Source organism: Aquimarina sp. AU119 (assembly GCF_900312735.1).
GTDB lineage: Bacteria > Bacteroidota > Bacteroidia > Flavobacteriales > Flavobacteriaceae > Aquimarina > Aquimarina algiphila.
Map to the genome: position 1 here is coordinate 159,600 of NZ_OMPF01000013.1, position 22,076 is coordinate 181,675.

General features: G+C 33.9%; 9 protein-coding genes. All 9 read right to left on the bottom strand.

The genetic code is table 11. The annotated features are described in order from the left end of the window. Positions 1-41: 41 nt before the first annotated feature. The gene (gene sprA, locus DK442_RS09330) at positions 42-7,220 is read right to left on the bottom strand and encodes a cell surface protein SprA (RefSeq protein ID WP_235010932.1); all 7,179 of its coding nucleotides are present in this window, start codon (positions 7,218-7,220) and stop codon (positions 42-44) included. A gap of 56 nt (positions 7,221-7,276) precedes the next feature. Beyond that, positions 7,277-7,858, bottom strand: a complete 582-nt coding sequence (gene ruvA / locus DK442_RS09335) for a Holliday junction branch migration protein RuvA (RefSeq protein ID WP_109435595.1) — start codon at positions 7,856-7,858, stop codon at positions 7,277-7,279. 190 nt (positions 7,859-8,048) lie between these two features. Next, entirely contained in the window at positions 8,049-9,227 is a 1,179-nt protein-coding gene (locus DK442_RS09340) for a DUF6786 family protein (RefSeq protein WP_109435596.1), read from the bottom strand. Between the two features lie 383 nt (positions 9,228-9,610). Next, the gene (locus DK442_RS09345) at positions 9,611-10,402 is read right to left on the bottom strand and encodes a hypothetical protein (RefSeq protein WP_109435597.1); all 792 of its coding nucleotides are present in this window, start codon (positions 10,400-10,402) and stop codon (positions 9,611-9,613) included. A gap of 255 nt (positions 10,403-10,657) precedes the next feature. Continuing rightward, complete coding sequence (locus tag DK442_RS09350) at positions 10,658-11,476, bottom strand: hypothetical protein (protein ID WP_109435598.1); 819 nt, start codon at positions 11,474-11,476, stop codon at positions 10,658-10,660. A gap of 2 nt (positions 11,477-11,478) precedes the next feature. Further along, positions 11,479-13,377 carry an RHS repeat domain-containing protein gene (locus DK442_RS09355; protein WP_109435599.1) on the bottom strand — a complete coding sequence of 633 codons (1,899 nt, stop codon included), beginning with the start codon at positions 13,375-13,377 and terminating at the stop codon, positions 11,479-11,481. A 443-nt stretch (positions 13,378-13,820) separates the two neighbouring features. Next, positions 13,821-14,276, bottom strand: a complete 456-nt coding sequence (locus DK442_RS09360) for a hypothetical protein (RefSeq protein WP_109435600.1) — start codon at positions 14,274-14,276, stop codon at positions 13,821-13,823. 2 nt (positions 14,277-14,278) lie between these two features. Then, the gene (locus DK442_RS09365; protein WP_109435601.1) at positions 14,279-18,916 is read right to left on the bottom strand and encodes a DUF6443 domain-containing protein; all 4,638 of its coding nucleotides are present in this window, start codon (positions 18,914-18,916) and stop codon (positions 14,279-14,281) included. Positions 18,917-18,924: 8 nt separating this feature from the next. Further along, a complete protein-coding gene (locus tag DK442_RS09370; RefSeq protein ID WP_160114103.1) occupies positions 18,925-22,002 on the bottom strand; it encodes a hypothetical protein in 3,078 nt (1,025 codons plus the stop codon). Positions 22,003-22,076 lie beyond the last annotated feature (74 nt).

Here is a 22,076-nt window from a genome sequence, read left to right on the forward strand (position 1 = left end):
CAATTGTCAATATCTTATTTAGCAAATTAATTACAAGAATCTTAGTTCCCAAAATTATATCGTAATGTAAACCCACCTCGAATTGTCGTCTGCGGAAACGCTGTAGAAATAGAATATTGAGAAAAAGTATGATCATAAAAGAATAACGCAGTTAAGTTCTTACTTAATGAATAGTCTGCCGTAAACTTAATCCCATAGATATCCTGTCCTGCAGTTACCTGCGTATTATCAAGATCAAGGTATCGAATTAAGGTTTCATTTTGACGTAATGATAAATCAGCTCTCAAGTTAAGGTCACTTTTTAACACTTGTTTTCTTCCTGCAATCCTGGTAGCAAAAGTTAGATCAGGAAATCTATATCCTAAACCAACAATATATTCATTCCCTTGAATCTCTGTTAGCAAGTTATTATCAAAACTTAGTGACAATGCCCTATCTTTTTTCCACTCTAAGAGAATCTTAACTGAGTTCTTCATTTCCATATCCAATCTCATAAGAGGACTAAACTGTTCTGTTAAGTTAACATTAGAGTACAATTCTGGATTTCTAAAATTACCAGCTTGATCCACATCATTCCTATTTGTAAACTCCAAATTAGTCTGAAACTGATTAATCGTATAGTTTGCTCTATATCCATGCGCTACAGAAAACCTTTTAAAACGTTTTTTAAACCATTTTAAGTTCATTAAACCAGTATATTTCACATCCCAGTTAGGCAATGGCACATCTCTAAAAGCTCCTTTTTGAACTTTGTCTGCACTAGTTCCAGAATACGCCGATAAAAAAGCTGGTAACAATACCGCTTGATTAGTCTTACCAAAACCTACCGGATAACTATATCCATTTGGTTCTTGTTCGCTACTTCTTGGAAATGTTGAAGAACCATAGAATTCTGTAGCCAAACGATCAGCAATAATCTGTCTATTCTCTCTAAAATCATCAAATACATCAGAATTAGTTTCATCACTTTTCTTAAACGCTGTTTTAATAAGTAATGTCGAAATTGTATAATTACCAAAAGTATTAGGAGTAAGTGATGAATAGGGATTATCATTATCTATATTACCGTCGGTATCCAGATTTACTCTATAATTTTCTGTATAGGTTTCAGAATAATTTCTATTCGCACTAATATCAATTTTAAGATCTTTTATAAGTCCAACAGAAGCTTGAATATTAAGTTGTCTTCCTTCAACCTCTTGATATTGTTGATTAAAATCATCATATAAAGTTAACCAACCATTACGAGCGGCTAAATCTCTAATTTCTGATTGACTACCAAAAGTAAAGCCTACAGTAGGTTTCAATGTCCCGACAAAGCCAGGTTCTCTGGTATACCCAGGAAGGAAAATACCATTATCCTGTTGATAATTTACATTTACCTTTTTTACAGCTGTAACCAATCCAATAAGTGTGTTGTATGCCTTAGCTCCAACGCTTAATTTACTTTTACCCTTTTTCTGACCTTTTTTAGGTTGTGTTTTACGTTCTGCAACTGCAGTTGTGCCTTTTTTATCTTTAGTATCTTTCTTCTTCTTTGTATTTCTTCTTCCTGCTTTTCTTTTTCTCAGCCCAACATATTTATATAATGTGTTCATATCTAATGCACCATTTATGGTATGAACATTCGCATTCTGAACTGTATTTCCTAAGTCAGGAATACCTTCTAAAGTCTTAAGAGCTTCACTACCTTTCACCCATTGAAAATCTGCATTATAAGAATACGTTGAACGAATGAACTTAAGTGCAGGTATTTTCTTAAAAGGCACCTCATAATTCACCTGTAATTGCTGACTGTGTGTATTAGGATCCCCTATTTCAAAAAATCCACTCCATATATCAATGGTATTATCCACATTATTATTCTCATCAATGAAATTTTTGACAATACGATTATTTGCGGATGTAAAATTGAAGTTTAACGACTTAGTCAAGTTATAATTTACCCCATATTGCCAATCAAAGAGGAAATTACGTTGATACAATGTAGGCAACCTGATATCATCAGGTCCTAAAGTGATATCTCTAAAAATTTGCTCATTATACTGTCTAGTAATATTAGAGTTTACAGAGATACTTGTTGGAAGTAAATTAAAGTTAAAATCTTTAAGCAAATCAAAATATTTACTTTTTCCTAAAAATTTAATTTTCTTAAAAGGTTCTATTTCTTTTGGCTGAAAGCTAAAGTCATATGTTCCTCCCAATCTCACATTTTGATCCAGTGACTTTTCAATCTCAAAATCGCGATGATCTGTTTGATTATACGTTCCTGAAAACGTAAAGTTCTCTACATCATATGGCATTGGCTTACTATCCCCTGTTCTCTCTTTACGCAATCCAATAACATTAAAACTCTGTCTCTTTGTATAGTCAGTTGACTGTCGCTCAACACGTTCTTTTTCTGCAGGATCATCGATATTATCTAACCTATCCTGAAGTTCTAAATCTAAAAATTCGGGATCAAACTGGGGTGTAATAAGTTCTTCTCCTCGACTATAATTAAAAGGAATCTGAAGTCCCCATTTTTTTGGTAACAACTGACCTAAATTTACATTAGTTGTTAAATCATATTGCTTAATATCTTCTCTACTTCTTTCATTAGGTCCTTGCTCAATTCCTCCAAATCCTATAGTACTGATTCTTCCAGAGGCCGTGACATTAGCAAAATCAGCAATATTAGCATCCAAACTACCTACGGTAGCCCATCCTCCTCTATTTTTAAGATCACTTAAACGCATCTCATTAAACCAAACTGTTCCGGATTGATCACTACCACTTTCATTCTTAATACCCACCATCATTACTCTAACATCTCCAAAGTTAGGATTTCCTTTTATCCCCAGTCTCAAATTCCCAAGACTACCATTAGGAGAAGGGTCTGTTTGTGGGTTTTCTCCATTTTCATCAAAATATATTAATGTATTAGGATTTAGGGCCGCTTGCCCTATAACTGCAGATTTAATTTTTTGTAATAAACTAAGGTCAAGATTTAAACGATTATTTGATGGCCAAACTTCTTCTTGACTAGAATCTCCAATATTAGAAACCTCTAGTGGTAATTCTATTTGGTAGAAATTCGTAGTAAAATCATTACCCATTCTAATAAAAGCTGTTAAGTCACCATTATTAAGAGTTTGATTAGGAACAGCCTCTGCATGTAAAAACAGTTCAAGATTTTCATATTGACGCATATCAACATTAAAATTCTTATACACCCCTCTTGCATCGTCGTTTTGTAAAGTATTTACCGTAAGCGCAAGTGAACGCTCATCTTCTCTGATTATATTATTATTATTATTTAATTGCTCTCGTATTACTCCCGGAGGCGTTACATAATTAGGAGTTTCCTCTTCACTAACCGAAGTTACAATAACTTCGCTATCCCCTGTTATATTTAGACCATTTGTAGGGTCATTAGTCGTATTTCCTTCTACTACGTATCTCCTGTAATCACCTCTTACCAAATCCAAATTACCAAACCTTAACAATGTTGGTTGAGCAAAACCGGTAAGATACATCCTCATAAATCGTATCGATCTAAAATCACTAATATTTATAGCTCTATCTGGATCATAAATCGGAATTTTAAATCGTACCCATCTAGTTCTTAATTCTTGTCCAGATGATATAGTTATAGGAACATCTCTAATATCTGATATATATCCAGTCCCACCATCATTACCAATATCCATTCCTCTAAAAATAGGAATTTCATACTCAAAATAACTATTAATAGTATTCATTGTATTATCTCTATTCACATCTTCTGCAGTAGGAAATGTTGTATTTCCTCGATCATCATTGGATACATCAGTAGGTGAATTTCCTTGTGTACCGTTATAGTTGCTATATCTATCCTGAATATTTCCACCTGCCTGTAAGAAATAAGTATAATTATCACCAGACGGATCATCTAAAGATTGAAAAGCCGCAAATTCTGGTTTTTGTTTTTCGGCAGCGTCTCCCAGTCCATCATATCCAGTATCCTGATCAATTCTTGCCTGTCCATCAGAATCAAATGCATATATCAAAGATTGATTTACCGGAACTGTAGCGTACTCTGTACTCACTACATTTTCTGTCTGGCCTGTTGCCGGCAATCCATTTTCATATTGCTTTCTTCCATCTTTCAACACATCTTCACTAATGTTTCCTAAATTAAAAACAATTGTTCCTCCAGGATTATTTATATCATCATATTCAAAAGGATCCATCAACCAAAACTCAATAAACTCTACATTAGCCTGCTCAAAATTGGTAGAGGTTAACTGTCTTGTAATTCCTGCAAAATTATTTCTTGGATCTGGTGCTGGTAATGCACTCCCTGGTGCATAAGCGGGGTTAAAGTTATATTGACCTCTCTCTCCAGGTTTATAATTAAGATCTAACGTAAAAAGTGCCAATGTTTGTCCTTGCTGAACATCAGTATCAGGAAAAATTTCATTAATAAAAACTCGTCTACTTGCATTGGTTGCTAAGTCTGCTTCTGATATTCCACTTGGCCTACCATTACTATAAAAAATAGGATCAATAGAGTACCAGTTTAACTTTGCTCTTTGATACCCAGACTGGATACCATCAACAACTACATCACTCGTTGGGTTCGCTGGATCTCCAAAACCAATCGGCACACTAGAAAGTTCCCATGATAATGGTGAACTTACATCAATTCTAGTTTGTGCTCCTTCAAAATCATCAATATATGTTGTTACCTTACCATCAAAATCAGCTCCTTTTGGTGCGCCAGCAATCAGATATGCCCCTTCTGCTCTAATAGAAACATTAGATGGAACATCTGTATCTATATTTGGTAATTTATTAACCATTCTGGTTAGAAAAGGAACTTCTGTAGCATATGCAACATTAAATCCTAATATGGTATTGTTTATAGGTTCAAAATCATAGTTAGATTTTTGGGTAATTGGTCTTTCGTTCAAATTTAGATAAGTACCTCCTATAATAAAATCATCACTAAATTTATGTTCGATATTTAAACCTGTAAATCGTTTTGTTTGCTGCCCAAAAACAGCATTATTCTCTGTCGAAACCTGAATTGGAGTATTTGATGCCAATAATGCTTCATCAAGAATAGTCACCCTTCCTAATTGATAATTTACTGTATAATCTACCCCTTCTTGCAATGTTCTTCCTCCTGCAGTAACCGTAACAGAACCTTGAGGTACATTAAAGGCTCCCAATGGGATTCCATCCTGACCCGAAGATTTATACCTTCCTTTAAGCTGAAAATAATTTTTATCAGCAGATTTTTGTTCTGCTATAACCTTAGTCTCAGTATATAAATCACGAAATACATATTGAGCTTGGTTAGGGTTATAAGAACTCGGATTAGAATACACTGACCCTACAGGACCATTATCTAATTTATTAAAAAGGTGCTCCCCAAACGGTTCTATAGTTGTAAATACAATTCGTCCATTCTGCGAATCAATTGTAACACCAGGCACATAATCAAAGAAACCATCCCCTCCTTGTACCGGGTCATTATTTGGATTAAGGCGGTCTAAATTAAAAACTTTAAGTAAGGTGGTTTGTTCAACATCATCTGGTAACGGAACCGATGATCCTTCTGCAGCAGTAATGTAATTTACAGGAGAAGGATTCGAATACAAAATATTTAATCTAAAATCGTTTTGTTCTAACCTAAATGCTCCAGTACTATAGATATTCTTCATCATCAGATCCCAAATCGGTAATGTTACATTAACGATTGGACTTTTTAGCATTCTAACCACCAAACTTTGACTTGAACCTACAGCTACACCTGTAGTATCATTTCCACTATTATCTCCAACCGTTGCATCAACACCATCATTTGCAAATTCTCCTACCTGAAAAACTCGTCCTCCAACAGTATATTGAAAAGCAACTCCTAAAACCTCATCATTATTCAATCTTTGGTTCAAAGAAATATATCCTAGTTGTGTGTTTAAAGTATACTCACTGGTGTTTAATTTTCTTGCATTTTCTAAAATCGCATAATCAAACCCTTCATTAAATCCAGCAATTGGACCAATGAATCCTTGTTGCACTGTTGATATTTGTCTAACTGCTTCGGTAATCGGTCCAGCGGGACCGATTGTAGTCGGGTCAAGATCATTATTACCATTATCAGGAAAAGCTCCAGCTCCCGAATTAAATAATGTTGTCGGAATTGTAAAATTACCATCCACCGGAGATTCCCCAAGATCCTGAAGCGCAACAATATTACGAGCATTAGTAAGTGTTTGTGCACTTGTTGCTCTATTTGTTACCCATACCTCTATTCTTGTAATCTGTATATTGTTATTAATAAAAGGGTAGCTTGCCAAAGATGCATCATAGGTATCTCTAAAATAATGAGACAAAAAGAAATGTCGATTTTCATCATAATCCAATGCAAAAAGTTCAAAATCTTCTACGGTACCTCCTCCTTCGACATTTACAGATCTGGTTTCAGACCTTTGTTCTGAATACACACCAGTAATTGTGGTTTTTCCAAATTGCAATCCCATTTTTACTCCAAAAAGACTCTGGGCCCCCTGGATCAAGGAACTATTTAATGGCATACTTACATTACCAACTTCGATACTTTGAATGATATCATCCTCTGTAGGTGTATATTCAAGTTTTAACTGATTTTGAAAATCAAAAGTAGATTCTGTATCATAATTTGCCGTAACCTGTAATCGTGTTCCTATTTTACCTAACAAACTCAGACTTATTCTCTGATCAAAATCAAATGTAAAATTACTACGATTACGTGGAGAGAACGCAGGGTTATCTTGTTTGGTAAATAATAATCCCAAATCCATTTCTACGGATCCTGTTGGAATAATCTCTATTTCACTTCCGCCAAAAATACTTTCAAAAAATTTGGAGTTTACATAAAAGATAGGAAGTAAGTTCTTTCTTTTCTCTTCTGCTCCATCTTTTTTACCACTAAATGCTTCAATTTTTTCTTTAAAGTAAGATCTTCGTTGTTCTTCTGCCACCAAAGCTTCAAACTCAGATGGTGTTAGAAAAAGTGGATATCTTACATTAAAATCTCCTAGCTTTTGTCGGTAAATATATCGATTAGTAATTGGGTCATATTCGTATTTACTAACAATACTATTGGGATCTGGTAAAGAAAGTTCTCCCAAAGAAAATGTTGTACTTGTCGAATCCCGAACTTTTTCGGTATCCTGACCATGTAACACTCCACTATAAAGTGCTATCAAACATACTAGTAATCTAAAAAAATTAAAGCGTAAGGAATCTGAAGAACTCAATGTTTTTATAAATTTTTTAGTGCCTGTTTAATAATATTTTCAACCGTTTCTTTTGGGGCTTGTTTTAGGACTCTATCAATAGCCTTTTCTGCAAGTTTTCGATTAAATCCAAGGGTTTCTAAAGCAGATAACGCTTCATCTTTGTTAGTATTGCTCTGTGACAAGGAAACTTCGTCGATATTATAAACTTTAAGTATTTTATCCTTTAAATCTATGATTACACGCTGTGCAGTTTTAGCTCCAATTCCTTTAATTGATTGAATGGTGGCAACATCGTTCCCCGCAATGGCTTCTTTGATTTGATCGGGATGCAATGAGGACAACATAGTTCTTGCTGTACTTGCGCCTATTCCTGAAACCGAAATTAGAAGTCTAAAAATTTCTCGTTCTGATTTTTCTGCAAAACCAAATAACGTATGAGAGTCTTCTTTAACCTGTAAATGTGTATATAGTTGTAACGACTCTCCTTCTGGAAGTAACGAAAACGTATGTAATGAAATATGTAAGATATACCCTACTCCACCACAATCTATAACAACATCAGTTGGGTTTTTCTCTACAAGCCTCCCTTTGATATGTGTGATCATATGCTAAGTTGATGTTAAGCAACCAAATGTAGTAAAATTCTACTATATAACTAGAATAAAAAAACCTTTAAAAATGATAATATAAAGAGCTTAAATTTGTTATAATTTTATTAAGAATTACTCATTATATATTTAGGGTTTCAGATCCAAAAACTATTAACTTCTAAATAGACAACGGGTTAAAGAGTATTTATTTACCACTATTTAAAACATTGTTTAACCCCATTAATTCACATCCTAAAATCGTTTTACTAATTTCATTTAAAAACAACTCTTTTCCCTCAAAATGAAATATTTGATGTAAATGACTAACCGATTCATTTGTTTTTAATGCTTTTGCAGGGGCAGTGGTTTCTAATTCAAAAAAAGTACTGCCATTAGCATCAGAAGCATTATTATATGAATTTACCACATCGCCATGGTAAGGATCTTCTAAATATTCTTCATCAGAACTTAGATATTTTCCTTTTTTATCCAGGGAATATTTTATGATGGTTAATCGATGGTTTTCATAATCATAATAGCCAATCACAGGTTTACTATGCTCACGCGGCAATCCAATTTTACTTCGTTTTTCTCCATCGGTTTTAAAATACACAACACTATCTTTTATACGTACTCTATCTTTTTCTGTATCAAAAAAATAAGTACTTAAGTCAAGTGAAGTTGCATTACCGTTAAACGGAAATATCCCCACCGCAGTAGTAGCCCCTTTAAACATACCAATAGCCCAAGGTGTGATTAATCCTTTTTTCTCTTCCCAAGACACTCCTCTATTTATAACTATAGTTTCTGAACCAAAACCCACACTTTTGATCTCTTCTGGTATTGTGATTTGAAGTATTTTATTGATTTCCTTTTTAGTATATAATGTAATTTGTCGCTCGATATCGATATTAAATGTTGTCCCAATGTTATTGACAACCTCAACATTTTCTTTTTTAAATGTCACTTTGGTTTTGGACTGCTCTACTTTTGGAAATATTGCTTTTACAAATAGATCAGGAACTTTCCAGTTTTCTTGTTGTATCTTTTTTTGACCATAGTACAGCGAAAATCTACTTCCCAAGGGATTTAACCAAAAACGGTCTTCTCCCCCATAGAACAATTTTGTTTTTTCTGTTTTATTTTTTTTGAGTGTAGCTTCATCCAACCAACCATAACAATAACCATTCACAGCCGTACTACTTGTGATCACTTGCGCTTGATTACTACTTACCAATACTCTGGCATCTTCTTGTTGTAATACCATTGGTGATTCTGCTTTCTTAATATATGCTACCAATTCATTAAATCGTAAATCGTTTTGCGAATGGCTTGCAAAAGACAGCATACTGCTAATAATGATGGTCAGGTATTTAACATTCATGCTACTAACATACTAATAAAACAGCTATAGGTTATAAAACCTATAGCTTATGTATTATTTTATTCTCACTGGTACTAGTTACAAACTAGCACCAGCACATGTTATACTAGATAGCGCATTCTATGGATAAAAACAAGATTAAAACTTCCCCAGCTGCCACTAGTCTGTGACTAGTATGCCACCTAAAACTGTATCAGCACATATTATACCCAAGCGAAAACTATATATAATATATTTTACCATATAACACACATAAGAAACAGCTACATCAATGTAACTGTTTCTTATCTTTTATTACTTACCCTTGTGCTCACTCATACTTGTCAATAGAGACACTCTAGCGGGAGCGGGGAACATACTATGCCCGAGTGAAACTGAAAAATCTAATGAAATATAATAGGAATACTATTTTTAGATTTTAGTTCCCCAGAAAAAAATTCTCTATCATTATTTTCATGATTTAACCTTTGAATTCTTGACATGTCTTTTTTAACATTAGTAGTATCAGAATAAAAAACTAATGATAATTTATAATTTTTATCCTTATCAAACATAAAATAACTTGTAGAACTTTCATATGAAGTTTTATTATAAGGAAAACTAAAATAAGTTTCAAAAAAAAGTGTCTCTTTTGGCTCAATCATTATCGTATTTTTGTTGTAGAAATCATATTTTACTCCTTCAACAACTTGATTATCTTTATTTGTTTTATACCCCAACTTTATATAATGCAAATTAACTAAAGAATCTTGAATAAAAATATAATCAGTCATTCTATCATCACCCAAATAACCCGAAAAAGAATTAAAATTTAAAAAATCTCCGAATTCATCTTCTATCAACAGATTGTTTAAATTTAACCCAGTATATTTTTTAGGAAATGAATTCATATCACAGCAACCTCTTTTATATCTAGAATAAAAACATAAAGGATAAATCACTTGAGTTTTCTTAGTGTGATTTGTAATTTTAAATCGGATAGTATTAAAAACTGGGTCGTGTTCATACAAATCATTCTTTTTTTCAATTTTAAAAAATTTAGAATGAATTTCTTTATCAATGATTTCTAAAGTAATTCTTTCTGATAGGCCTCTTTCTTTTCCACAAGAGAAAAAGAAAGAGGTTATAACTACAGAAAAGATAAAAGTTCTAAAATTTGTTTCGATTATTTTCATATAAATTATTGTATTTATCATAAGCAGATTGAACACTGCTACTAGAATCTCCAGCTGCCGCTAGTCTGTGACTAGTGTGCCACCTAAAACTGTATCAGCACATATTATACCCAAGCGAGAACTATATATAATATATTTTACCGCATAACACACAAAAGAAACAGCTACATCAATGTAACTGTTTCTTATCTTTTATTACTTACTCTTGTGCTCACTCATACTTGCCACTAGAGACACTCTAGCGGCAGCGGGGGTTTATATACAATCATTTTCTATAATATGCTCTACCGATTTTTTTGATTCAATAAAAGACATCTGATCAGAATATAAAATTGGCACAAAAGGAACTTCATTATAAATCTGGTCTATCCTTAACTCAATCTCTTCATCCTTAAACAAATCAATATTCCTCTTATAATATTCAATTCCAGTTAACATTGTTGCAGGGTTAATACTATTCATCATCATTAACAATTGTTTTTTCGTAATATTTGACTGACGAGATACGATATTAAAGATATTCCTATTTTCTAATATTGGATTTCCAAATCCTCCTCTACAACCATAATAAATACCAGAAAAAGGGGTAAGAAGGAATTCAAACTCATTTGTAAGTTCAAAATCAAGAGTGTCTTTATTAAATGGTTTTATTGTATTTTCAATATTATAAAAAAAAGCATAGCCTCTATCATCTCTTATCGGAAACATTTTATCTATATTTAAATCAGTATTCTTTACAGCAAAAGAGTAATCATCTTTTGAAAATAATAAACGATAACTATAAAGTGAGTCTTCTTTAATAACATAATCATAAAAAACTGAAATATATCCATATCCTTTAGAACCTGATTCTAATATAAAGTTATCACCTAATTCATATGGCTTTCCCTTTTTTCTTCTAGGAATCAATCTTTCAATTTTATTAGGATCATTTTTTAGTAGATTTTTAATTTCATTAAAAAAAATCACATCTTTATTAAGCCATTCTTCATTTATTTCCACCTTTTTTTCATCCTGGCAACTTAAATTCAGGGATATAAAAGCAAATAAAATAATATTATACAATTTATCCATAATTAGTTATTACAACGGTTTCTACAATATTTCTCGTGCATATAAAACCATTCATTTCTTCTGGTTCTAATAAAGTCATCAGCAGTCCAATTATCAAACTTTTGTCCAAATATAAACTGCATCACACTATTTCTTTCCTCAAAATTCTTTCTATATTCTATAATATCTCTTCCGTCATATATTGACCTCATGTCATTAAATGAAGATTGATTTATAGATCCTCTAACATAATTTTCAAAACCAACTGCTTGAACTTCTGAATACCTTACTCCATTACTTGTAAAAGAATTAGTAAGCCCTATATAATGATCTGAACCAAGTGCAAGTTGAAAAGCATGAAAAACCTCATGAGCAAAATTAAATAATCCATTAGTATGTATCCCATCAACGGTAGCTATAGCATCGGAAATATTCAACGTAGCATTACCTGACAAAATAGGTTTTTCTTTAGTACCAATATTCTCTGGTATTATTCCTTGACTACTAGCAGATGTAACTCTATCAATTGTAAAAACTGATCCTGAGTTAGCAATAACTCTTAAAACAATTTTTCCTAACTCTAAACCAAATACTTTGTTATAAGAATTAATAATATTTTGTTTAAATGAGTTTCTAAGTCCCTCTTCAAAAACAAAACCTGAATTCTTAAAATCTCTTTGGGTATTAAAACCAAGCTCATCAAAGGTTTTATAATCTGTTTGATTAAAATTTCCACTTCCATCATTTTCATAACGAGTATATCCGCTTCGAGAATTACTAAGAAGCCTTGCATAAAATTCATTACCTAATGGCACATTACTTATCATATTATAATTAGCAAAATAATCCTGCGCACTACTATACGAATCTGCCCCGCTTGGGTCTGCGTAATATACGGGATTATTATCAAATGCGCTATAAGGAGAATACATATGGTGTACTACTGGATCTTGTGCTGTCCAACGGCCAATAGCCGGGTCATAGCTACGTAATGGCATCTCATAGAGGTCTACTCCCAAATCTTCATTAAGCTCAATCCCGTTAAAACCATACTTGTGTGGTCGTCCTCTTTTTACGCTCCTGGGGTCGCTGCTACCATAATTATGTTGTAATCCAAAAGGGTAATAATGCTTTTCCTCCCGTATCTCATTTACATCTACCGTGCCATCACCATTATCATCGGCATAGGAGAGTCTAACGTTTCCTAAATGATCGGTGTATTGGTATATGTAGGTATACTTCTCGACTTCACTCGAAGTGCCAGAGGGTTCGATATATCCTTCTGAGAAGTGTATATATTCCGGATAGGTATTCGTATCGGTATATACAAAGGCACCGGCATATTGGGTAGTTTTGGGGATACTGTTTACAGTTGTGGTCTTGGATAGTTTACTACCCCCAGCAGTATACACCATCTGGGTAGTCGAGGTTTGACCGCCTTGTACTACAGTAATTTGTGTGGGTAGGTTAAGATGGTTATAGGTAATATCGGTAATCCCTTTATTAAGATCCTGAGTCATATTACCATCGATATCATAAGCATAATCATTACCACTATTGATCCCTTCTTTAAATCCTTCTGGGTTACCAGTCAGGTCAACTACCTTAAGAAGTTTGTTACCACTATCATAGGTATATTGTAAATAATCTACAGTCCCTCCTTGATGGTTTTCACGAAAACCTCCAGTAATATTACCATTTTTGTCAAATGAAAAAGATTCTGAGAGCATACCTAATTGGATTACATTTCCTATAAAAAATACGGATCCGCTTAACCGATCATGAACATCATACTCATATAAATACCCATATTTTTCGCTGTCATTAGCGGTTTTCCAATGGGCACTACTAATATTACCATTATAATATGCTCTTGAAAAAGAAGAGGGACCATTCTGAAGATTTGTTTTGGTATACTCCATTTTATAGGCAAACAGGTCATCTCCTAAACTTGCATCGGGATCGTTAATGCAGGTAAGCCAACCGCGGATATTGTATTTGTAATCTATGGTTTGTAACCCTTCGACTCCCAGCTGCCGCTAGTCTGTGACTAGTGTGCCACATAAAACTATACTAACAAACTAAAAAAACAGCCATAAATTATAAAACTTATAGTTGTCATTTCATCCTTACCAGTATTAGTTGCAACCAGCACATACTATATCCGAGCAGCAATAATTATCGTTTATTACTCTTACCGCTTACTTATGACCACCATTAGAGACACTCTAGCGGCAGCAGGGGAAAACTATATATAATATATTTTACCATATAACACACAAAAGAAACAGCTACATCAATGTAACTGTTTCTTATCTTTTATTACTTACTCTTGTGCTCACTCATACTTGCCAATAGAGACACTCTAGCGGGAGCGGGGGTTATTATTAATTTCTTTTTTTTCCCGTTTAAGGCTTTTTATCAAAAATTCACGTCTATTAATTTCACCTTGAATATATGAATCCAAGCCAATTTCTGTGTTTAGTAATCTTGTTAAACGAATTTTATTAAATTTTATTAAGGTAGAATCTAAATATAAAATTTTATCATAAAACACATATTCATTATTTAAATCAGGATGAACAAAACATCTAAACAAAGAATCTTTTGTTATTATATATTGAAAATGAGATATGTTTTCCGAATAAGGATCATAACTATACATATTATTTTGTTTGTCAAAATAATATTCTTCATAAAAATTATTTTTAGTGCTATACCAATTACCCTGAATCGATTGGATTTTTTCTTCTTGATTAACATTACTACAGGACAACAAGAGAAAAGTTGCAATGTTCATTAATAAATATCTTTTCAACATAATTATCTGTTTTTATATGGTATAATTTTAACTCTTTCGTATTGATAAGATTCTATTCTAGACTTAATACGGTTATAAAAATCAATATTTCTCCCTTGAAAATGCATAAAGATGACCGTTGGAGCAGAACCTCCCCCAGTATAATTTGACTTAAGATAAATTTTATAATTATTATTACCAATTTTATCATCAAACTTTACTGTATTAACACTATATAGATCAGGATGATTTTCAACAACATGTTTCCAATATCCGACTCTCAAAAAGTTTCCATTTCCATCGATGAAATTAACATCAGGATTATTTTCTGATCCTCCCATACTATCAAGCCAATCCCAAATTTTTTGTCCCAAATTTTTGTCAATCTCTTTTTCACTTAAACTAAGATCAATTACTTCAGAAATTGGAATTGATCTATTTGGAAATTTTTTAACAAAACCAAACCATTCAATCACTTGATTTAAAAAACTTTCTTTATCCTTTTTAGTTTTAGTATTATTAAAATTTATTTTACTTGGATAAGCTTGAATAAAATCTACAAGATTAATCGTATTTAACTCCCCGGCCGATATAGTAGATTGTCTACTATATAGTCTATCCATCACCTCCGACTCACGGTATGCTGCATAATTCTGATCAACAATGCCACCTTGTCCAAAGGTTGGATTAGTGCCATAAAACACATCTAATGAAGACGCTGTAAAGATATCTCCATAAGGGTTACGTTCACTAGGGCCGTAACGATTCATATAATAATCATTTAAACGAGGATCTGCCAGATCATAATCACCAATTCCGTTAAAATAATTAGCAAAATAATCCTGCGCACTACTATACGAATCTGCCCCGCTTGGGTCTGCGTAATATACGGGATTATTATCAAATGCGCTATAAGGAGAATACATATGGTGTACTACTGGATCTTGTGCTGTCCAACGGCCAATAGCCGGGTCATAGCTACGTAATGGCATCTCATAGAGGTCTACTCCCAAATCTTCATTAAGCTCAATCCCGTTAAAACCATACTTGTGTGGTCGTCCTCTTTTTACGCTCCTGGGGTCGCTGCTACCATAATTATGTTGTAATCCAAAAGGGTAATAATGCTTTTCCTCCCGTATCTCATTTACATCTACCGTGCCATCACCATTATCATCGGCATAGGAGAGTCTAACGTTTCCTAAATGATCGGTGTATTGGTATATGTAGGTATACTTCTCGACTTCACTCGAAGTGCCAGAGGGTTCGATATATCCTTCTGAGAAGTGTATATATTCCGGATAGGTATTCGTATCGGTATATACAAAGGCACCGGCATATTGGGTAGTTTTGGGGATACTGTTTACAGTTGTGGTCTTGGATAGTTTACTACCCCCAGCAGTATACACCATCTGGGTAGTCGAGGTTTGACCGCCTTGTACTACAGTAATTTGTGTGGGTAGGTTAAGATGGTTATAGGTAATATCGGTAATCCCTTTATTAAGATCCTGAGTCATATTACCATCGATATCATAAGCATAATCATTACCACTATTGATCCCTTCTTTAAATCCTTCTGGGTTACCAGTCAGGTCAACTACCTTAAGAAGTTTGTTACCACTATCATAGGTATATTGTAAATAATCTACAGTCCCTCCTTGATGGTTTTCACGAAAACCTCCAGTAATATTACCATTTTTGTCAAATGAAAAAGATTCTGAGAGCATACCTAATTGGATTACATTTCCTATAAAAAATACGGATCCGCTTAACCGATCATGAACATCATACTCATATAAATACCCATATTTTTCGCTGTCATTAGCGGTTTTCCAATGGGCACTACTAATATTACCATTATAATATGCTCTTGAAAAAGAAGAGGGACCATTCTGAAGATTTGTTTTGGTATACTCCATTTTATAGGCAAACAGGTCATCTCCTAAACTTGCATCGGGATCGTTAATGCAGGTAAGCCAACCGCGGATATTGTATTTATAATCGATATCCTGTAGCGAATTTTCTTTGGTGTGTCCTACTTTTTTACCTTTTAATTGTCCTAACTCGTCATAACGATTGCTAGTTACCACCTCTACATCCTCTGGAGTAACTCCTGTAGATTGTATACTCGCAGTAAAGCTATTTGTCGTAGTTGCAGTTACTTCAAATCCATTAGTTAACAAAATGGATTCTGAAGCTACTACTGTTGTTTCATCATTACTAGGTGTATTTAATGTTACTATTTGAGGTGGTGCCACGGCTTCTCCACAAGATTCTGATAAGGAGTTATCGCCTATACACTGTTTTTCATCCAACAAGCGTCCTGCGTGATCATAAGTAAACGTTTGTTGGGTAACAATCTCTGTATTAGTTCCTTTTTTATGGTAGGATCTTGATTTTAGTAGTTTCCCTGTAAAATCTAGTTGTAGCTTAACTACATCGGTCGTTTGCAGGTATGGGTTATCAGAAAAAGTATATACTGCGCTGCCATCATTATCATAATATACTACAGAAGTAATCCAATGATTAGTGCCTAGTACTTTTTCTTTGGTTCCTGTGGCAAAATCCTGTGTATTTTGGGTGATCACTTCTCCATAGACATTTACAGGAGCAATTGCTTCTGGTTTGCTGGTGCGATCAAACACATATGTATCATAATAACTTATTGTATGTAACTCTGTTATATTAGTAGGAAATATGGTATTAGTATAATATAACTGATTCTCGAACCCAGCAATTGGAGTTACTGTCTTTGTTTCGTACAAGGTATTTATCGGTAATGCACTCACTATGGCCTGTAAAGCATTCCTTGTACTATTATCGACATAGATGCCTGTATATACTACTCTGCCTAAAAAATCATATTTGGTAAACAACCATTTGTTATCTACTTTTAATTTGGCAGATTGCACTAGAACTGGCTGCCCTAAGTTATTATATACAATACTTTCCCATCCTTTTCCCGGGTCTTTTTTCTCAATAACGGCACCGCTGCTATTGTATTTGTATTGATATCCCAGTTCGGCAAGTTCTATGGCACTTATACCGTCTGTTACTTTTACTTTTGGTGATAATACAAAACTTAGGTTACCATAATCATCGTATATACTATAGGTATCTAATCCTGCTTTACGAGACAATACAGTCTGCCCTTGTTGGTTTACAAAAGTTTCTGTAGTTTTTCCGTCTTCATCGGTTACGGTGGATTTTTGCAATTCTTTATAGGCATAAAAACCATCTTCGATCAAGGTAGGATTTGCCAGGCTATGGCCTGTATAACTTACTTTATATTTTCTGACTTCATTTGCTATATTAAAAGCCTGATCAAATTTAACTTCATGCCCACTCTCCATGCGCCAATCATACCCGGGAGCAGCTTGTTTTAAAGGGGTACTCCCAGGAGTATCATCATATAGAGTTTCGCTATAAGGGATTACATTATTATAAATAACTGGAGCTGCATTTTTTTCTAAATAGTCTTCATAAAATTTGGTCACTTCATAATCATAACTTTTACTAGGTGTTACATTAGCATCAAAAGAACCCGTTTTAATATTAGAAGCATAGGGTAAAAATTGTTTGGATTGCCTTCCCATATCATCATAGGTTCTCATTTGTATGATATCATTACCTTTAGGAGATTGACCGATAGCGATACTTTTTATGGTTCTTCCTAATCCATCATAATAGGTAACCCCTTCGATAATATCATACTGTTTACTTATACTATTAACATCTTGTATTGGTACTTGTGGTACTGCGGTGTACACATAGTTTTGATCTTGAGAAAGTAAAGGAGCTCTATAGGTTATTGTGGTACATCCTTGATTTTGCCCTGCTACTGTGGGACATGCATCCAGATTATTATCTATATATCCATTAGGCTGAGTACAAGCTAATATTGGTGTACTTGCAGGATCACCATAACCATCGTTATCAGCATCTACATACCATTGGGTACGTGTTATGCTTGATGACGCATTATCAAAATCTACAGCTACACTTTTTGCGGGACTCCATGTACCTGTACTTATAGTATATGATCTTACATAATAATTCCCAGGTTTAGAAACTACTGTTTCTTCTACTTTGTAGACTGCATCCTCATTAGTACTCCCTTCATTTATAACTTTACTAATTACCTTGAGATCTTTTGATGTGCCATCAGCTTTAAGTTGCCAATACCATTCTTCGGTATCGGGAATATCTCCCCTGGTTTTTAACACAGCGGTAGTACAACTTGCATAACTTACACTGGTATTAAAATATGTAGATACATCATTAGGATCACGTACAGGAACAACTTTATCTGTGACTTCAATTTTTTCATGCAAAATAGGTGTAGGGTCAGTCAATGTTCCTGACATCCATTGTTGTAATCCTGTATACAACAAATACCCTTGCCCTACGGTAGTCCAACGCACTGTGATGGCATCGGTAGTGGTATTAAAATTAGTGATCACGCCTCCTGTGACCTGCCAATTATTAACGTCCCCCCTAGGCACAAAAGTTTCTGGAGAATTTGTAACAACAATATAGCTGCGTTCTTCGTTAAGCAAAGCTGTAGGCTCATTCGTTCCTACATTATTTATTTTTAGTTGTCCATAGGTAGCGGTAGCAACCAAAAAAATGAGTGTTACGATTATTTGATATATATATTTCATCTTGCTTCCTATTTTTTGGTGTTATACAACGTATGATTAATAATATTCCCTTCATTATCTTTTGTAATCGTTAGACGATGACGATCATCATACTCAAAAAAGTTTTTTTGCTTACGAGAATCCATAGTAAATTTTACTAATCCGGTATTGACATCATAATTTGTATATGCACATCGTGCAAATGGGTAGTGTTCTGCGAGATAGTCTATCAGGTAACTTACTTCCTCAATTTGTTGTTGATCAGTATTAATCTGCTGTAAGGCTTCAACTACATTAGATGCCGCTCCTCCAGATGCAGGAATCGCTGTTAATGCTGCATGAGTGATATTACTAATCGCTAGAAAGGGTTTTCTATCCTGTTGAGTATAGAAAGTATATCCCGATGTATTCCTATTATTGCTGATCTCATAGGGTACTCCCTGATTCGAATATTGATCATAAGTAGTAATTACAGTTTGATCAGGATCTGAAATTTGCACTTGTCCTGTAACGCCTACCCCTAATTGGCTTCCTGCCAAAGTAAGAGATTCGGCATTGGGTGCTGGACTCCATTGATAACTTTTTGAAGGAACCACTATGTTGTTATGGATTTTAAATTCTGAAACACTAGTCCCCAAGGCATAGGAAGTTCCTTTATTTTCCAGAGTGCTTTTTTGTGAGATTTGTGGCAAAATATTATCAGTAACCATCTTATTGATCACAGGGTCAGCAGTACTGTACTCATACGGATAGGTATAGGTTGTTTTCTGTTTTTGATGATCATTGTAAGAAATTCTTTCTTTAATTTTATGATAGTTGCTATCATAAATATATTCTTCTACACCTTGTAACTTTACATCTGTAGTATCGCTAATTATAGCTACATCGGCACTACCATATCTCTTTACAGTGTTTTGATCATAAGAATATGTCTTTTTGGATTTTAAAAAAACAGGCTTTAAGTATATATTATAACTACTCCCCCAATCTTCGATTGTAGCTATTGCCGGAATACGATTACTGTAGACGTTATTTTCTTTATCAGACTCAACAGTATAGAAATACTCTGTTTTAGACAATGGTTTGCCTTCTGAATCAAAACTAAATTGGGCTATTAATTTTCCTCTAACTACGCCGCTACCTTCTCCTACATTAAAAGCTGGAGGGTTATATTGAATACTAGTAATTGGAATAGAAGCTTGATTAAAAGTACCGTTCCCAGAGCTGATGCCGTTTTGTCTTATATCTCTGTACACAGAATATAATAAAGCTCCATTAGAAAGTTTCTCCTCTGTAATCTTATATTCTTTTGCTATGTTTACACCTACCAGGTCTTTCTTACGATCTACACTCAAAAAATGATACAGATCAAAAGCATAGCTTGCCTCATTATCATTTTCGGCATACTGTTTTGTGGATATATTTGCATTTCCGTCATCAAATTCTACTTTAGAAACTCGAATCGGTTCTGCGCCCGAGACCCAGGGTTTATAGTCATTTGTATTGTAGAAAAAACGAATACTACCTTTGGTAGGTAAGGTTATATTTTTTAATAATCCCTTATAAGCCAAATTTTGATTCCCCGGATGATTACAGGTTACAACTTGATTGTTAACATCATAACAATAATAGCAGATTTTATTCAAACTTTCTGGCCCCGGTAGCGGACCACCAGAGGGTGTTGTATTTAGTCCATACTCTTCATTATATCGATATCCATAACCAAACCTGTTTAACTTAGAATATTTACCTATATGGTAATATCCATTTTTATCAATCAGATCAGTATCATAACCCGGTAAATCATCTGTATATTGATACTCAAAAACATAAGGCTCTTCATTGTTAGTAGTAACACTTTTTAAAAAGGGTCTTTGATTATAAAAAACATAGTCTAAATCAACTTCTTTAGAAGGAATACCTATTCCGCTTACAAGAACCTTGTCTAATATGTGTCCTGGTCTATCAGTTAACGGATTAACAATATTTGAATATTGAAAATTTACATGAATGGTATTATTGATTTTTATTGCCTTTATATTGGATTTTTTAAGGATATCCATACGAAATCCTGATTGTACAATAGCACATGCAGTATGGTTATAACCAGGAATCCTAAACCCATTAGGGATACCATCTCTTTGCTGACCGACAACTATACTTTCATCCTTCTTTTGTGGTTGGTCTTGCCCTATATCATAATACCGATATTCAAAATCATAGGGGTTATATTCGTATACTACCTCGTACCCGTTGGGAGCAACAATTTTTGCTAAATTCCAAGTGCTTATAATTGGTCTTTCATTCAAAGGTCTGTATACATTATTTAAAGCACCATCTGCAGCACCTACACTTACACTATTCCAATACCATTGTAAATAATTATGGTTTCCACCAAAATAATATTTGTATCCGTTATCTAAGGTGATGACAATCTGAGAATCTACTGGTTTACGAGCATCAAAAATCCCTGATTCTGCTCTTTGAGTGGCAAAATTCGAAATATCTACTTTTAAATGATATGGTCCATTGGGTATTACTTTTACACTACCATCTAAATCGATATAAAAACTTCCTGACACCCCTCCAAAATTAAATCGAAATTCATCTGGAGTCACTTCATAAGCATCATCTATGGGACCTACATAATAATTTTCATCTGATTCATTAACCATAGTTCTATCAATAACCTGTTGTTCGGTTGGTGTATGTTTTTTAATCCCTGTATAATACCCATCTAGACGAAACTCATTACTGTTTGGCAATACATCGGTAGCTTGCCTGTCATCTCTTAATTCATCTTCAACTCCGTGTACTGTTCTTGTAATTGCACCTCCAGCATTTAAAAACCAATTGTGACCTACTTCACTTTCTTTCATTGAGGGTCTAAATCCAGTTGAAGAATAATGTAGACCAACATTGATACTAAATCCAAATTCATTAATCGAGCAAATAGGAATCTCCTTTTCAACTCGACCGGTATATCCAGAAACAGGTCTGCTTCCCAAGTCAACAAAATCTTGCACCTGTGCAGAGTTTTGTGCTGAAACCGAAGCGATACTTGTAACGCATGTAATTAAAAGTACTTTAAAAATTGTTCGCATCATTTTTACTTGATTTATGATTTTTTTGTTTTCCTGGGACAATATTAAGTCCTACCAGTTTCATTTTCCGGGACTGG

Coding starts and splice junctions, on each gene's coding strand:
- DK442_RS09360 (WP_109435600.1), bottom strand. CDS start 14,276: ATGTTGAAAAGATATTTATTAATGAACATTGCAACTTTTCTCTTGTTG.
- DK442_RS09350 (WP_109435598.1), bottom strand. CDS start 11,476: ATGGATAAATTGTATAATATTATTTTATTTGCTTTTATATCCCTGAAT.
- DK442_RS09370 (WP_160114103.1), bottom strand. CDS start 22,002: ATGATGCGAACAATTTTTAAAGTACTTTTAATTACATGCGTTACAAGT.
- ruvA (WP_109435595.1), bottom strand. CDS start 7,858: ATGATCACACATATCAAAGGGAGGCTTGTAGAGAAAAACCCAACTGAT.
- DK442_RS09355 (WP_109435599.1), bottom strand. CDS start 13,377: ATGGAGTATACCAAAACAAATCTTCAGAATGGTCCCTCTTCTTTTTCA.
- DK442_RS09340 (WP_109435596.1), bottom strand. CDS start 9,227: ATGAATGTTAAATACCTGACCATCATTATTAGCAGTATGCTGTCTTTT.
- DK442_RS09365 (WP_109435601.1), bottom strand. CDS start 18,916: ATGAAATATATATATCAAATAATCGTAACACTCATTTTTTTGGTTGCT.
- DK442_RS09345 (WP_109435597.1), bottom strand. CDS start 10,402: ATGAAAATAATCGAAACAAATTTTAGAACTTTTATCTTTTCTGTAGTT.